This window comes from Oribacterium sp. oral taxon 078 str. F0263, assembly GCF_000469565.1.
In the GTDB taxonomy this organism is placed as follows: domain Bacteria; phylum Bacillota; class Clostridia; order Lachnospirales; family Lachnospiraceae; genus Oribacterium.
Map to the genome: position 1 here is coordinate 1 of NZ_KI273108.1, position 16,278 is coordinate 16,278.

At 55.1% G+C, this 16,278-nt stretch carries 11 protein-coding genes; 2 read left to right on the top strand and 9 right to left on the bottom strand.

The window, feature by feature from the left end:
- Positions 1-104: 104 nt before the first annotated feature.
- From HMPREF1986_RS05360 to HMPREF1986_RS12560, 9 genes are all read right to left on the bottom strand, one after another.
- Positions 105-2,300 (bottom strand): lipase family alpha/beta hydrolase, encoded by a 2,196-nt coding sequence (locus tag HMPREF1986_RS05360; RefSeq protein WP_021773762.1) that lies wholly within the window; start codon positions 2,298-2,300, stop codon positions 105-107.
- A 608-nt stretch (positions 2,301-2,908) separates the two neighbouring features.
- Positions 2,909-4,027 (bottom strand): 5-methyltetrahydropteroyltriglutamate--homocysteine S-methyltransferase, encoded by a 1,119-nt coding sequence (locus HMPREF1986_RS05365; RefSeq protein WP_021773765.1) that lies wholly within the window; start codon positions 4,025-4,027, stop codon positions 2,909-2,911.
- 334 nt (positions 4,028-4,361) lie between these two features.
- Entirely contained in the window at positions 4,362-5,453 is a 1,092-nt protein-coding gene (gene mnmA / locus HMPREF1986_RS05370; RefSeq protein ID WP_021773766.1) for a tRNA 2-thiouridine(34) synthase MnmA, read from the bottom strand.
- Between the two features lie 402 nt (positions 5,454-5,855).
- Positions 5,856-7,394, bottom strand: coding sequence for a bifunctional metallophosphatase/5'-nucleotidase (locus tag HMPREF1986_RS05375; RefSeq protein ID WP_021773768.1), 1,539 nt, complete (start codon positions 7,392-7,394; stop codon positions 5,856-5,858).
- A gap of 217 nt (positions 7,395-7,611) precedes the next feature.
- Positions 7,612-8,424, bottom strand: a complete 813-nt coding sequence (gene phnE / locus HMPREF1986_RS05380; RefSeq protein ID WP_021773770.1) for a phosphonate ABC transporter, permease protein PhnE — start codon at positions 8,422-8,424, stop codon at positions 7,612-7,614.
- Positions 8,421-9,254, bottom strand: coding sequence for a phosphonate ABC transporter, permease protein PhnE (gene phnE / locus HMPREF1986_RS05385; protein WP_021773771.1), 834 nt, complete (start codon positions 9,252-9,254; stop codon positions 8,421-8,423). The genes phnE (HMPREF1986_RS05380) and phnE (HMPREF1986_RS05385) overlap by 4 nt, the downstream gene beginning before the upstream one ends.
- Complete coding sequence (phnC, locus tag HMPREF1986_RS05390; protein WP_036599450.1) at positions 9,251-9,994, bottom strand: phosphonate ABC transporter ATP-binding protein; 744 nt, start codon at positions 9,992-9,994, stop codon at positions 9,251-9,253. The genes phnE (HMPREF1986_RS05385) and phnC overlap by 4 nt, the downstream gene beginning before the upstream one ends.
- Positions 9,995-10,868: 874 nt before the next feature.
- A complete protein-coding gene (locus HMPREF1986_RS05395; protein WP_036599462.1) occupies positions 10,869-11,990 on the bottom strand; it encodes a phosphate/phosphite/phosphonate ABC transporter substrate-binding protein in 1,122 nt (373 codons plus the stop codon).
- Positions 11,991-12,308: 318 nt separating this feature from the next.
- Positions 12,309-14,024, bottom strand: coding sequence for a polysaccharide deacetylase family protein (locus tag HMPREF1986_RS12560; RefSeq protein ID WP_196806105.1), 1,716 nt, complete (start codon positions 14,022-14,024; stop codon positions 12,309-12,311).
- A 349-nt stretch (positions 14,025-14,373) separates the two neighbouring features.
- Here HMPREF1986_RS12560 and HMPREF1986_RS05405 point away from each other — a divergent pair, with 349 nt between their 5' ends.
- Positions 14,374-15,513: a DUF4317 domain-containing protein gene (locus HMPREF1986_RS05405; RefSeq protein ID WP_021773777.1), complete on the top strand. Its 1,140-nt coding sequence runs from the start codon at positions 14,374-14,376 to the stop codon at positions 15,511-15,513.
- A 4-nt stretch (positions 15,514-15,517) separates the two neighbouring features.
- On the top strand, positions 15,518-16,264 hold the full coding sequence (locus tag HMPREF1986_RS05410; RefSeq protein WP_021773778.1) for a pseudouridine synthase: 747 nt from the start codon (positions 15,518-15,520) through the stop codon (positions 16,262-16,264).
- Positions 16,265-16,278 lie beyond the last annotated feature (14 nt).

Sequence of the window (16,278 nt, forward strand, 5' to 3'; positions counted from 1 at the left end):
CTCCCCACGGGAGAAGAGAGAATCCTTTTCAGGAAAGACAGAGCCTTATGGAAAATGTCCGTAAAAGCCTTCAACAACGAATTTTCTCTCATATCGCTGCCTCCTTATTCATGGGCCAACATAGAGCCGTGCAATAGAATATGGACAATATTATCCAGGACACTGACTCTTTCCCTTTTTGTGTAAAGGGAAGTGGAGCGGCTGCAAAGCTCCACATGCTTTCCTCGATAGCTGCAAAAACGTTCCTTCGCCATATTAGGGAGAGTAGTTCCCATCGTTGAAGAAAAATAGGGAACGGTTCCATCACCGTATTTTTCTCCGGTTCTCCTCGTAAAGGTATAGATAGCTTTATCATAATAAGGAGCAAATTCCTCACCGCTGTTTTCAAGGAAAATATTGTATAGAGTGGGGTAGCCTGTTCCAATGATAAAGAAAGCCTTCGAGTAGCCTAGCAAAATATTCTTCCCGTTTTCCCGGATGGCATTCTGAAAGCGAACCGCTTTTTCTATGATCTCCTCATTGAAGATTTTCTTACAGCAGTTCAGATAGTCCTCATACTCAGAACTGTAGTCAATCCCCTGCCTTTCTGGAGAACCGCTAAATGGTAGATTGACATGAATACGCCCGGTATCAACATAACTCTTTGTTGGGATTAACTCGGCGACCCCCCGGAAGGAGGATTTTATCCTCTTTGAAAGTCCACCCAGAACGGCCAGACAAAAATCTGACAGTCTGCCTTTAAGATTGAGTTCGGCATCCGAACTGAGCACATGCTCATTTATTACCGCATCAATCAGTTTCGGTGCTCCCTCATAGGGCGTCCCCAGAGTTATGATCTTATCAATCTTAGATCGGATCGAGAGGTCCCTTATCGTAAAGAGGGGATCTGCTATACCATCAACTACAATATATCCGGCATAGAGGGAAGAGATCAGCAGGCCACCCATGGAATGGCCGATAAGATCGACCTTCTCGAAACCCTCCTCTTTGCAAAGCTTTTCGATAAATCTCCGTAGCTTCGTCGCACTTATGAAGTTGCTTTGCCTCCAGTCATAGCTGAACATATAGACCCGTCGATGACCCAGCTTCTCACATTCACAAAGACCGTCGACCAAGGCTTTTGCTAAATTCTGAGTGCCGTATTCCCTTCCGTCCAGCTTTACACTTCCCTGCGCATAACAAGGTCTGGCATAGTTCTGATTCTCACAGGGACGGACTAAAACGGAATGACTGGATTCGGGTGCGAGATAATCATCGACCTTAAGAATACTGAACGGGTCGGGATCCCATATCCTCGTTCTGGCGTTGTATCTTTGACATTCTCCCCATGCATTTTGTGAAGTATCCTGGTAGAGACGGCTACCCATGATTCCCGGAACAATAATAATTGGATTTCCATTGCGATCATCGCGAAGAACTTTCCTCATATATTCCTGACCAGAGGAAATAGGTCTTATGATCGCTTCCGGGTTATGGCTGCAAACCGTGTAGGAATCCATGGTGAGCGCACTACTGCCATCCCGAAAGTAAACGGAAGGAGTGTTCTCCCAGTGAGGGATATTGATGCAAAGACCACGGATATTTTCCGAATCGGCACCCCGTGGTTCTGGAATCACGTACTTCAGATATTTACATCTTCCGCAGGGATGGTCATCGTCAATCTGATCCCTTGAGCCAAGGAGCGCAAACCTCCCATGGTCCGCATAGACGCCGTGGTCGGCACGTAGAATCCTCACGGGTTCACAGCTCCCATTCGTCTCCTGGCAGTATTTACAGATGAAAGCCGCTCCGGTCACGAGGTAATCGGCACCTTCAGGCGGGTGCTCCAGAAAGTATTCATTGACAATCCGATAGACTTCCCTCTCTTCCTCCTCCGTAAGGGGAGGGATGGGTTCTCTCTCCTCAAAAAAGCTGTCGATGAAAGTCTGAGAGAACTGCATCTCCGGAGGAATGGAATCTGAGGCCTGGGATTGGCCCCGGGATTTTGCTTCCGACTGCTTTTCAACGGCCCCATTTTCAACAGCCCCACTTTGACTTGTCTTTTGCTTTTCCTGCTCTCCTTCCCTTTTTCCTTCTTTTTTCTCTTCTTTTTCTCTTTGCTTTCGATAGTCTGCTCCCTCCCTCTTCGCCCTTTCGAGTTGCGCGATGCGGGAGACGCCGAGCTTTGGCGCCTCAAAGTGCGGAGGTACAGAAGCGGAATCCGAGGAATGAGAAGGGGATTCCGCGTTTTGGGAGGAAGGCTGTGAATCGGCGGCCGCTTTATTTTTTCTGCTGAATTCGTCGAGCATGGCTGTCTCCATAAAAGGGGCTTCCGCCGGAGAAAAGCTCCAGTCGGGGGAAGATGTTAAACCATAATGAAAAATATACAGAAATTCCGGAATAAAAAGCAACAGATATCATCGACAGCACCGGAACAATAGGAGCCAATCGATGGACATCCAGCCGACAATAGCCGGCGATCTGAAAAATGAGACAAGGGCCAAACACCGGGGACATATGCCTGAGAGAAAAAACCGGTATTAAAGGCCTGTGGCGATAAAAGAGATAGCTTTTCCGGAAAAGGGGAATCCCCCCGATAAGAATCGAATGCGAAACTCTTATCTTCTTCAAGATAAAGTATAAGGCCGCAAAGAGAAAAATAAAAGGTCCAAAATGACTTTCCTGAAAATGGAAATAGAGAATTCTATCCCTCCTTCTTGGAGAGAAAGCACAATAAGTATTCTAAAAAGGAAAAATAAATTCCTGCTCGGAAATGTTTTTCTATCGGAGCCTATCGGCGCTGCGAGATTCTACTCATTGCAAAAAGCTCTATAGGTCTATCTCCATCTTCCGGCATAAGTCCCTCACCGGAGAAGGCTTTCCTTCCCCGGTGAGGCAATACCAGAACTATCCAGGCGGAGATAGCCGCTTACTTTCCCCAGACCTCCTCCGCGACCTCCTTCACGAGTCGAAGCTTGTTCCACTGCTCTTCTTCCGTGAGCTTATTCCCGATCTCGCAGGACGCGAATCCGCATTGCGGGCTGAGGCACAGCCTCTCCAGAGGCACGAATCTCGATGCATCGTGAATCCGTTTTTTCAGGATCTCCTTGTCCTCAAGCTGCGGCCGCTTCGTCGTGACAAGTCCGAGCACGACCTTCTTTCCCTCCGGAATCCGGGAGAGGCAGTCAAAGCTTCCGGATCTCTCATCGTCAAACTCCAGATAAAAGGCATGGACATTTTCGCCGGCAAAGACATAGGGAGCGACTCTGTCATAGGGGCCGCTGCTCGCATAGGCGGAATGGTAGTTACCGCGGCAGATATGGGTATTTACCGTAAGATCTTCCGGCAGATCCCGGAGCGAGAGATTATTGATCCTGAGATATCTCGATGCCTCCTCATCCTGCGTGCTGCCGTTTCCCACCCGGGCCTTCCAGTAGACATCATCTACGATCATTCCCCAGGTACAGTCGTCGAACTGAATATTCCGGCATCCCGCTCCGTAGAGGTCCAGGATCACTCTGCGGTAGGCAGCCGCCAGGTCCTGGATCAGTTCTTCCGTATCCGGGTAGATCCTCGCTGTCTCCTCCGCATTGTCCGCCCGGAAGAGCTCGGCCAGGGTCTGCGCCGGTGCCGGGATCGTCTGCCGCGCGACGGTATTCTCATCCTCAAACTGCTTCAGAAAGCGGAAGCAGCGGACGAAGGGATGATCCTCTCCGCTGATCTTTCCTCTCACCCGGCAGGAGCCGTGCGTCGTCTCCTCACCATGAAAGAAATAGCCGTGGTCAAGCTCGATATGCTCTAGTCCCTGCAGCCCCCACATAAAGTCCAGATGCCAGTAGCTCCGCCGAAACTCCCCGTCGGTGATCCCGTGATAGCCGAGTTCCTTTTGCTTCCTCACGAGATCGGCGATGCACTCCTCTTCGACCTTTTCGAGCGCCTGATCCGAGATCTCCCCCCGCGCCCGCGCGGCTCTCGCCTCCTTCAATCTCTCCGGTCTCAGAAAGCTCCCCACAAAATCATAGCGAAACGGCGTTCTCAGCTTGCTCATCGTATTATTCTCCTCCTCGCGCGGCTTGGATCAGCTCGATCTACCCATGGCTTTTGATGCTCCCATCTTATTCCCTTCCGGCTCTCCCGCATAATACTTATAAGCATGAGCTGTCTATAGTTTCAATTTATATATATTCGATGGTCTGCGCTTCTCTCATCGGATTCAGCACATTCATTCCTTCCATTCCCTTTATCTATTCTATTCCATTGATTACCGTTATCTCTATTATTACCGTTATTACCTTTATTGATCCATTGCTTTTATTGCTCCTATTGCTTTTATTCCTTCTATTACCTCTATCGCTTTCTCTCCTCTTTTATCCCTTCCTCAGTCAGGAAATCGATTGGATCGTACCGCCCCCAACGACATTTTCTCCCTCATAGAGAACGATCGCCTGCCCTATGGCCGGCGCGCGCTCCGGCTCCTGAAAGCGGACACGGACTCTCCCATCCGGGAGGAGCTCCGCCTCGGCCGGGACCTCCTTCGCCCGGTAGCGACTCTTCGCCGTGACCGGGATTGCCCCTTTGATCTCCGAGGGATCATAGAGAATCCAGTTAAAATCGTCCGCGATCAGCTCCTTCTGATAGAGCTTCTCCCCTCTCGTCAGATAAACTTCATTCTTCAGAAGATCCTTCTCATAGACATACATCGGAGCCTCCAAGGAGAGACCGAGCCCCTTCCTCTGTCCGATCGTATAGCGGACGATCCCGCGGTGACGCCCGAGGATCCTTCCCTCCTCATCCACAAAGTTCCCGGGCGGAAAGCTTCTCCCGAGGTAGGACTCGAGGAAATCTCCGTAATCTCCCTCCATCACAAAACAGATGTCCTGGGAGTCGCGCTTTCTCGCATTCAAAAAATGGAGCTTCTCCGCGAGCTCCCGAACCTCCTCCTTCGTCTCGAACTCCCCCAATGGGAAGACGGAATGCGAGAGCTGCTCCTGAGAGAGGAAGTAGAGAACATAGCTTTGGTCCTTCGCGGCATTCCTCGCCTTTTTGAGAAGCCAGCGTCCTCTACCGGCGTCGAAGGAAACCCTGGCGTAATGCCCTGTCGCGATCGAGTCAAAGCCCAGCTCCCTGGCCCTTTGATAGAGACGGCGGTGCTTCATATAGCGGTTGCAGTCGATGCAGGGATTCGGTGTCCCTCCCTTGAGATAGATCTCCGCAAAGCGCCGGATCACCTCTCTCTCGAAGTCCCCCGTAAAGTTAAAGACATAGTAGGGGATGCCGAGCACGGAGGCAGCCTGCCTCGCATCCTCCGCGTCCTCTGCCGTGCAGCAGCTCCCGACCCGGCAGGTCCCTCCTCCCTCCTTCTCATAGAGCTTCATGGTCACTCCGATGCAGTCATAGCCCCGCTCCTTCATAAGGGCCGCCGCGACAGAGCTGTCCACCCCGCCGCTCATGGCAACAAGCGCCTTCTTCCCCATTCCGCTCACCGCTTCTCTTCCTTTCCGTCCACAGTCATTTCCCTCCGGTCTCTGCAGCCTCTGCCCTATACTTCAGGAAACAGATCCCATTTCTGTCCCCTTCAGGGATATCGCTTCCTCTGCCCTGCCCTATCATTTCCGATGAGATACTCTCCTGCCGGATCTTTTGGCATTGCGGTACAAAGCCAGCAGGAGTACATCCTTTGAATAAGCCTCTGTCTATTCTGAATCTCTCGGTATTGCGGTGTTCCTAAGCCCTGCACGGTTTCCGAGGCCCGGCTTCGATGGATGGATGTTATATTGCTCCTAAATCAGGATTCCTGCGCCCAGCGCGATTTCCGGGGCCTGCTCCCCTGTGATAATTCGAAGCCGCCAAAAGGATAAGCCAGAGCTTCCATTTGCCTAGAAAAGAAGGCGGAAGCGGAAGTTATCCGGAGGCGAAAGCTCTGCCCTTCTCCGGATCGCGGCAATAAGGAGATCCTGCGTGTTGTCCTGTGATTCGGAGAGCGTCCTGCAGGCTGCGAGCATCCCATAGCCTCCGGTTCCGCTCGCCCGGTAATTGCTCATGACGAGGCGGTAACTTCTGTCCTCCGAGAGCTCCTCTCCGCTGAGTCTCCGAAGCCATGCCACCCTCTCCCCGATCGGACGCCTGAGGTCAAAGGCATAGTCCAGCCCCGCATAGAAATCATAGTTGTAATGCTCGATCTTCGGCTCCAGAAATTCCCCGGAGATCGCGGGCTTACCTTCTTCGTCCAGCGTGAAATAGGACGCGCAGCGTTCCAGCGCCTCCTTAAGGCTCTTCCTGTCCACCTCCTTCACCACCATGCTGTTCGAAAAGGGATAGATCCGATAGATATCTCGGATGCTGATCTCAGGCCCGAGATAGGCTTCTTCATTGGAAAGCCCCGTACAGGAGAAATCCGCTCCGCTCTCCGCAAGCTGCACCGCATTGATCAGCGCGGCGATCCTGCTTCCGTACCTCGCCGCTCTGAGCTTTTCCTCCGGCCCGATCCGCTCGGAAAGCCTTCCGATCGGCTGCTCCAGCCAGCGCTCCGTCCTTTCCTCCAGTGCGGAAAGCTTCTTCGCGGCCTCTTCCGAAGGGACATTTCCGGAGGGAAGCAGCGTCCCGGAGAGAGAGAGATGTCTCTCCCCACTCCCTGTCTCAAGCTCCCCCTCAAAGAGGAGATAGCGCTCTGCATTGGCGGGGGGCTGTGCCGTAAAGCTTCGGAAGAGCCGCCTCCCCTCCACCGCCATATGCTGATGCCCCGTGAGGAGGATGTCAAAGCCGCATTCCCTCGCGATCTCACAGGCGATATTTTCCCGGGAATCCGTGAGTTTCCTCCCGCTCGAAAGCTCCTCCTCATATCCCCCGTGGTAGATGCAGATCGAAATATCGCAGTTCCTCCGGAGCTCCTCATAGCAGCGCTTTGCCGCAGTAAGGGCGTCCGTGATCTTAAGCCCCGAAAGATGCTCCGGGCTCTCCCAGACATTGACATAATCTGTCACGATCCCGCAAAGCCCGATCGTAAGCCCGTTCTCCAGCCTGTGGAAAGCGGTCCTTCGGAGCGGAAGCTCCCCCCGAAGATCCGACAGATTCGCGCAGAGGCACCGAGCCCGCATCGATTGAAGATAGTCCCGGAGCACTTCGTAGCCGAAGTTAAAGTCGTGATTTCCGATCGTGAAATACTGAAGCCCCATCGCCCCGAAGGCCTCTGCGAGCGGATGAAAGGAGAAATCCTTTCGGTGCTCCAGAAAATACTGAAGGAGGGGACTTCCCTGCAAATTATCTCCCCCGTCCAAAACCAGGGTATTCCCGTCTCTTTTGATCCGGCTTGCCATGGACAAGAGTCCGCAGTCCTTTTTCTTCCCGGTCCCGTAGTCCAGCGGAAAGAGCTTCCCGTGGATATCCGACGTATAGATCAGCTGAAACGCTCTCTTCATCTTAGTCTCTCCTCCTCTGTCTCTTCCCTTCCGGCTCCTCTTCTCTGATTCCTATTCTCTGACTCCTCTTCTCCGGCCCCTCTTTTTTGCTTCCCTTTCCGGATTTTCCCCGGCCTTTTCCTTTTTCAGCCGACTCTCCTTTACCGGTTCCGGCTCTCCTTTTGCACTTATGGGGAGTCGATTGTACAAGGATATCTAATTCTTATCCTCTCTATCGTTATCCTCTCGTCAGACGGACGCGGATCTTTGTCGAAATCCATTCCACGAAAAGAACGAGGACCGTGAGCCCCACCAGGATGGCCCCGGCCTCTCTCCAGCGGTAGGCATTCATCGCAAAGATGAGCGGCGCTCCGATTCCGCCCGCTCCGACCAGTCCCAGGACCGTGGCATCTCTCAGATTGATGTCAAAGCGATAGATCGCAGTGGAGGCGAAGTTCGGCATGAGCTGCGGGAGGATGCCATAGCGGATTTTCTGCCAGCTGTTCAGCCCCGCCGCATCCAGCGATTCCAGGATCTTTTCATCCAGGTCCTCGATCGCCTCGATATACATCTTTGAAACCATCCCGATCGAGCAGAGGGACATCGTCATAAGACCGGCAAAGGCTCCCGTACCGGTCACTCGGATAAACATAAGCCCGTATACGAAGGCCGGAACAGTGCGGACTGCCATGATAAAAAGCCGCCCCAGAAAGGCGATCGGTTTTGGCGCGAGATTCCCGGCGGAGAGGAAGGCCAGAGGAATCGAGAGAATCGCCCCGACGAGCGTCCCGAGAAAGGCAATGCACACGGTCTCTAAGAGGAGATAGGGAACTCCGTTCTTAGTGAGAGAGAAGAGGAGCTTAAGATCCGGATGGGCGATGCCGTTTAAGATGCTCAGTGCCATCTTCCATCCGCTCGCTCCGCCGGTCCCGGCGCTCTCCATCCCGCTCAGGCTCCAGAGGAGGAGGGCGAGGAGGAGAAAGACGAGCAGCAGGATATAGACGAGCTCCCTCGGTCTCTCTTCATAGGCTTTTTCGATTCTTTCGTTCATCTCGCCTCTCCTCTCACCAGTCTTCTCCGGATCTCCCGGCTTATGGTCTCAATGAAAAATACTGTGACAAAGAGGGCGAGGAGAATCATCCCCACATTGGCATAGGATCTCCATCCGAGCTGTTCATTCAAGATGAGGCCGATTCCCCCTGCTCCGACATAGCCGAGGATTGCGGCGTAACGGACATTTCCCTCAAAGTTATAGAGGCTGTTGGAGAGGTAGGAGGGAAGAACCTGCGGCAGGATCCCATGGCGAAAGGCCTGCGCCTTCGTCGCGCCCATGGCCTCCATCGCCTCGAAGGCCCCCATATCCACGGTCTCGATCTCCTCATAGAGAATCTTTCCGATATAGGCGAAGGAAAAGACCGCGATCGCCGTCGTCCCCGCGATCGTCCCCAGTCCGAAGATAAAGGTCGCGATCAGCGCAGATACAAGCGTCGGGAGGGTCCGGACGAGGCTGAAGAGGAGGCGCATCAGCATGACCAGGGCGCGGCTTTTGCAGACATTCGTCGAGGCCAGCATCGCAAAGGGCAGGGCGAGAAGGGAGCCGAGGAAGGAGCCGAGAAAGGACATCTTGATCGTGTCCAGAATCGGCCCGATAACGCTCTTTAAATAGGCCGGATTCGGCGGAAACATTGCGGCGAGGATGGAGAAGAATCTCCCTCCGCCGGACAGAAGGACAGAGAGGCGGAAGCCCGTGATCTTCACAGAAAGTGCGGAGAAAACGAGGAAAAGGAGGAGATAGAGCGGCGCCCTCGAGCGCTTCTCCGCCGCCTCCTTCCCGTCCGGAAGGCGATAGATTCTCGGGGGAAAAAGCTTATCGTACATCATCCCTCCTCCCCCTCATAGATCTGATGCAGCACCGGCTCCGTGACCTCGGACGCCGGACCATCGTAGACGATTTCCCCCGCCCGGATCCCGATCACCCTGTCGCAGTAGCGGAGCGCAAGATCCACATGATGGATATTCAGAAGGATGCTGATCTTCATCTTCTGATTGATCCTCTTAAAATCATCCATGACCTGCTTCGCCGTGACCGGATCGAGGGCCGCGACCGGCTCGTCCGCGAGGATGATGCGGGGATCCTGGGCGAGCGTCCTCGCAAGCGCGACTCTCTGCTGCTGCCCTCCGGAGAGCTGATCTGCCCGCACAAAGGCCTTGTCCAAAATCCCGACCTTATCCAGGCACTCGAGCGCCCGGAGCTTCTCCTCCCTCGTATAGATCGAAAAAGCGGAGCGGAGCGGCGGCATATCCGGAACCAGGGCCGTCAGCACATTCCGGATGACGCTGGTCCGCGTGATCAGGTTAAAGGACTGAAAGATCATGCCGATCTTCCGGCGAAAGCGGCGGAGCGCCTTTCCGGAGAGCGACATGACATCCACGCCGTCTACGGTCAGCCTGCCGCTCGTCACATCGTGCATCCGGTTTACCGTCCGGATCAGAGTGGATTTCCCCGCCCCGGACAGCCCTATGATCGCGACAAACTCGCCCTGCGAAATCTCCAGATTGATATGCTTCAATGCCTCATAGCCGTTTGGGTATTTCTTCCCGACATCCTCGAACTTGATCATTTTTTTCTCCCGCTGAACGCGCTGCCTCCTCCGCAGCGCCTGTTTCCGAATAAGCCCTATGACAGCGCCTTCGTCCGCTCCGCGCCCTTCACCGCTGTCCTTCCTCCGGCTATCTTTGCCGTTTGAGTCAGGATTTCTCCGGCTTCCGCCTCCCGAAATCCTGCCGGGCATTCGCAAAGCGCTCCGCTCCTTCCTCGCTTCGCTTCTTTGCTCATGTCCCTTGCCTCGCCCTATGACAGCGCCTCCGTCCGCTTCGCGCCCTTCGCCGCTGTCCTTCCTCCGGCTATCTTTGCCGTATGAGCCAGGATTTCTCCGGCTTCCGCCTCCCGAAATCCTGCCGGGCATTCGCAAAGCGCTCCGCTCCTTCCTCGCTTCGCTTCTTTGCTCATGTCCCTTGCCTCGCCCTATGACAGCGCCTCCGTCCGCTTCGCGCCCTTCGCCGCTGTCCTTCCTCCGGCTATCTTTGCCGTATGAGCCAGGATTTCTCCGGCTTCCGCCTCTCGAAATCCTGCCGGGCATTCGCAAAGCGCTTCGCTCCTTCCTCGCTTCGCTTCTTTGCTCATGTCCCTTGCCTCGCCCTATGACAGCGCCTCCGTCCGCTTCGCGCCCTTCGCCGCTGTCCTTCCTCCGGCTATCTTTGCCGTATGAGCCAGGATTTCTCCGGCTTCCGCCTCCCGAAATCCTGCCGGGCATTCGCAAAGCGCTCCGCTCCTTCCTCGCTTCGCTTCTTTGCTCATGTCCCTTGCCTCGCCCTATGACAGCGCCTCCGTCCGCTTCGCGCCCTTCGCCGCTGTCGCACGGCGAGAGCTCATACGGCATAAGAATAGGCAGCGAGGTGCAGTTTTTCTCCCCGCTGCCTTGGCGCATTCTTCTCTTAGTTCTTCTGACCGAGCTCCTGCACCGCCTTTTGTGCCGCTCTCTCCGAGTCATAGTCCGAGTCCTTCGCCGGTTCATAGCCCTTGTGGCTGTAGATGGCGATGACCTTCTTTCCCTCCTCGGACTTTCCGATGTTGATGAAGGCCTCCTGCAGTGCCTTCTTCAGACCGTCATCCATAATCTTTGAATTCTTCGAGACGGAAATCGTATCATTGTAGATCGCCGGAGTCACACCGATGAGGTCGGTATCATCCCAGATGGACTCCTTCATGCCGTAGTCGCTCTGCCACTTCTCCGCGAAGTCTCTCCTGGCATCCGCATAGGTGCAGAGTACATCGAGCTGCCCCTGCGCAAGCCTCGCGAAGGCGGTCCCGTAGGAATCACATTGCACAGCATGGCTTAAATCCGTAATATTCTTTTGGAAATTGTCCTTGATCCAAAGAGCCGGATAGATATAGCCCGCCGGAGAGGTCGGACTCATCACGCCCCAGTTCAGCGCATCCAGATCCTCGAAGCTGAGTTTCTCCCCCTTATTTACCTTCTCCGCGACAGCCCTTCCCTTTTCGGAGGGACCGGCGATCATCAGGGCGCGGTAGGATGTCACCTGCTGATCCGTGGCCTCTGTCGGCTTCTTTTCATTCCAGACCTTGGGATCATCGGAGTCGATGGAAAGTCCGTCCCTTGTCGCCGTGAGCAGTACCTCCGCCCCGTCAGAGTAGAGCACATAGGTTCCCCCCGGGATAAAGCCGACATCAATCGTACCGGCCTCCAGTCCCTCGCCGACTGCCTCAAAGTTCGTGCCGACCGTGATATCGACATCCTTCACTTCATAGCCCTGCTTCGAGAGCTCCTCCTGCAAAAGCCCCTTCAGCGGCTCAGTCGCGGTCACGATCTCCTGCGGCTCGCGGGACGGGACGAATGCGATCTTTAAGCTGTCGAGCTTCTTCATCTCTCCTTTGCTCTCCGCTCCGCTCTCCCCCGCTGCCTCCGCTCCCTTTGAGGCCTCTGCCTCTGAGCTCTTCGGGGCCTCGGTCCCGGTCTTCGCCCCGGAGCCTCCGCAGGCCGTGAGAAGCGACGCTCCCACCGCCGCGGTCAGAAGCACTGACGCCAATCTCTTCATACTGTCTCCTTCCATGAAGAACGGACAGAACGGGCTTCTGCCCTGCCCCGGAAAGCTTCCCATCCCCCTCCAAAGCTCTGTCCCAAAACCTACAGAAAACTATTATAGTCACCTGCCGAAAACTTCGCAAGCGATATGCATAAGTCACAGGGTCGGAGCGCTCCCGATTTTTGCTGCCGATCTGACGCTTTGTCTGCCAAAAAGCAGGCCGTCTTTTGCCCCGGCGCTTAAGGACTCAGCTGATGCCTCCCAAAGGAAAGCCGGGCACACACATGAAGGGAAAGGGGCCGCAGCTTTCTGTGCTGCGGCCCCTCTTGCTTATTCCGGTGTGCCGGGCGCGCCGGCCTCGATGGCATCCTCCATCCTGCCCGCGCTCTCTCCCTCATTGTTGTTGCTGTTGTTATTATTCTCCTTACTGCCAGAGCCGCTTTGCTTTTGCGTCTCTATGGTCTCCTTCTTCTTTTTCGTCTCTTCACTCTTTGTGCTCTTACTGCTCTTTGTGCTTTCCGATTTCTTCTCCTTGCTGCTGCTCTTCGTCTCGGATTTCTCGGAGCTCTTCTTTTTCCCGCTGCCTTCGGACTTCTTCGAGCTGTTCTCCGAGCTCTTTGTCGTCTCCCGCTCGAGCTCCCGAAGATCGGAGGAAGCGCTCTCATAGGGCATGCTGGCCATTGGGACAGAGCTGCTCGGAACCGACGCTCCATAGCCCTCTCCCGCGGAAGAGCTCGTCTGTACTCCGACTCCGCTCTCCTGCATACTGCCAAAGGCCGCGGCATTTGGCAGGCTCTGCCCTGTGACAGCCGCTGTCGTCGTCTGCATCTGGGTCTGCGTCGTCTGAGTCTGCGCGGAGGAAAGGGACTGTCCGTTCGGCGGGAAGGAGTCGTATTGTTTTCCGTTTCCGCCCTGAACCTCCGCGTGCCTAAGCGCGATCATTTCCGAGACCGTCACAAGCTGATATCCCCTCGCGGAGAGCTCCGGGATGATCGTCCTGCACGCCTCCGCCGTTGAGAGGTAGAGGGAATGCATCAAAATGATATCCCCGTCCTTCACCTGATTCATCACGATATCGACCACGGACTGCGCGTTCCGGGACTTCCAGTCGTCGGTGTCCACGGTCCAGTAAATCAGCGGCTTCTTCACGGCCTTTTTCACATCGTCCGAAATCGTTCCGCCGGGAAGCCGGATGAGCGCCGTCTCCGAACCTGTGACCGCTCTCACGGCATCGTCCGTCTTCGAAAACTCGGAGCTGATATAGGACTCCCCCTTTCGGCTCAAGCGGATATCATGATCCCAGGAGTGATTCCCGATCTCATGTCCCCTCTCCGCCATCGACTTCACATCCGCGGAATAGCGCTGCACTCTCTGCCCCACCACAAAAAAGGTTGCTCTCCCGTTGACCTTCTCGAGCTCATCCATGATGATCTGGTCGATCTGCTGGTCCGGCCCGTCATCGAAGGTCAAAGCAACCAGCGGCTTTGTGGAATCGATGTAGCGCCCCCCGGAGAGGATCTTCGTCGGGTCGGCACTCTCCGAGCTGCCGACGGAGGATACGGCGGAGGCGGATTCACTCTGCGGGGCGGAGGAGGCGCTCTCCGAGAGCGCCGTCGAATTCTGGCTCTCTGGCTGCGTAAACTCTGTCTCTCTCTGTCCCGCCCGACTCCGGTCCAGAAAGCCGATCACCGCACCGATCCCCTTGATCCCGAGAAAGAGAACGAAGAGCAGAAACACGACGGCAAAGATCCGGTACATCCTAACCTGCTGCGCCCTCTGTCTCTTCTGCTGCTCTATCCTCCTTCTCTGCTGTTCCCTGCCCCCGACCGGCGTCCGCCTCGTCGCTCTGTTCCCCGCGCTCCTCTCTGTCCGCTGGGAGCTTCGGAGCGGGATGCGTCCCAGTTTTATCCCGTTTCTCTGACTGCTCTTCCCGCCTTCCTCCTCTCCCCCTCGGCGGCTGCTCTGCCTTCCCGCGCTGTTTCTTCTCTCCTGTAAACGCTTTCTATTATTCTCTCTCGCCCTTCGGCGAAGCTCATCTCTGTCCATCCTATGCCCCATTTTTTAAATCTATGATTGAAATGCCCTTCGGCATGCTTTTTGTCTTCTATGACTTTTAGAGTATACCATAAAACTCTCTTAATATTCCCCTAAGATCACTGGAATTTTTAAAAACATAGGCTTATATTGTCCTGGAAGCAGAATTATGATTCCGCACGCTCCTGCCCGGCGGCTCCCGGGCAGCTGCCCCCTGCCCGCATTTTCCCAGGATTTCATCCCGCTTTTTACTCTTAAAAGGCATATCCTATCCGGCATGGAGAGAGGCTTTTGAGAGCGGAATTCCAGTTTTGACAACGCCTCCAAAGGAGGCAGAGCGGCGATCGGAGGGAGCCCGCAGATGGAAAAGAAAGAAATCAACGAAATCAGGAAGTGTTTTCAGAGAAACGACTGCCGCATAGACCGGCTGCGCGGCTGCTATGTCAATGAAGAAAAGGAGAAGATCAGCAGTATCCGCGAGCTTTTTCTCGCTCTGGAGGATGAGGAGATGAGCCGCTACTGTGAACTCTTCCGAAAGGCTCTCTCCGGAAAAATCGGGAGAAACCTCTTTAATCTCTCCTTCCCCCTCGCGGAGGAAGCGGAGGGAGGCCGCCAGCATTTTCTCCTCCGCCTACTGAACTCGGAGCTAAAGGACGAGGAGCTCGTACAGGAATTTTTCGACCGGGTGATCGAAAGCTATCAGGAGGCCGGGAAATATCTCATCCTCCTCGTCCGCGGCGTCTACGATATCCCGGGGAGGACATCGGACGGCCTGGGTCTCGGGGACGCCTCTGAGGAGGTCTACTCCTTTCTCCTCTGCTGCATCTGCCCTGTGGCACTGCTCCGGGAGGGGCTTTGCTATGACAAGGCAGCGGGGAGCTTTCTGAGCCGGAGCGATGACTGGGCTGTGCAAAAGCCGGACAGCGCCTTCCTTTTCCCCGCCTTCCGGGAGAGAAGCACGGATCTCCATGAGGCACTCTACTACGCCAAAAAGCCGGCGGAGCGGCATGAGGAGATCCCCGGGGAGCTTCTCGGCGCCCCGCTTCCGAGAGCGGAAAAGGAGGAGCAGCTCCTCTTCCGGGATCTCGTAGAGGATGTCCTGGGCAGAAAATGCGACTTCGACTCCGTAAAGGGGATCTCTGAGAGTCTCTCCCAGCTGGTGGAGGAGGGAAAGGAAAGGGAAGAGAGCGCCCTCCTGGACCGGGAGGGCATGAAAAAGCTGCTCCGCGAAAACGGCGCCGAAGAGGAGCGGCTGCTCCGCTTCGAAAAAAACTATGAGGAAAAAACGGGGGGAGACGACAGTCCTCTCCTCGCGGAGAACATCCTCCCCGGAAAGGAGCTTCGGCTCAAATCCAAGCTTCTGAAGCTAAATATCAGCTCGGAGCTCTCGGAGCTTCTGGAAAGCCGGATCATAGATGGGCGGGAATACCTCCTGCTTCCGATCTCGGATGATCTGGAGTTAAACGGCATCCGGCTCCGGCAAAAGCTCTCGGAGGACTAGCGCGATGAGACTCGACCGATTCCTCTCCGAGATGGGGATTTCCTCCCGCTCGGAGCTGAAGAAAGAGATCCGGAAGGGCCAGGTCCTCCTGAATGGGGAGGAGGCAAGGGATCCCTCCCTCTTCGTCGATCCGGAAAATCCCCCTGCTGTCCTCTACCGCGGAAGGAAATTTCACTATGAGGCTTTTTCCTACTATATGATGAATAAGCCCGCCGGCGTCCTATCCGCATCCAAAGACAAAAAGCAGAGCACGGTTCTCGACCTGATCCGAGAGAACAGGAGAAGGGACCTCTTCCCCGTCGGGCGTCTGGACAAGGACTGCGAGGGCCTTCTCCTCATCAGTAACGACGGCCCCCTCTCCCACAGGCTTCTCCGCCCGAAAAGCCATGTGCCTAAGCTCTATTTCGTCCGCGTAAGCGGAAGACTCACAGAGTCCGACGCCGAGCTCTTTCGACGCGGTCTTCGCTACGATGAAACCCTCACCGCCCTTCCCGCAGAGCTCACGATTCTTTCCGAAGAGGACAGAATATCCGAGGCATATGTCCGGATCACGGAGGGAAAATTCCATCAGATCAAGAAAATGTTCCTCGCGCTCCCAAAGAAAAAGGAGGTCCTCTTTCTAAAGCGCATCGCCTTCGGACCTCTTAGGCTGGACGAAGCGCTGAAGCCGGGAGAGTACCGAAAATTAAAAGAGGCGGAGATCTCCGCCCTGAAAGAAATTCCCTCTTCCGCCCCGGAAGAGCTGCGCTGACAGAGCAGCCCGAA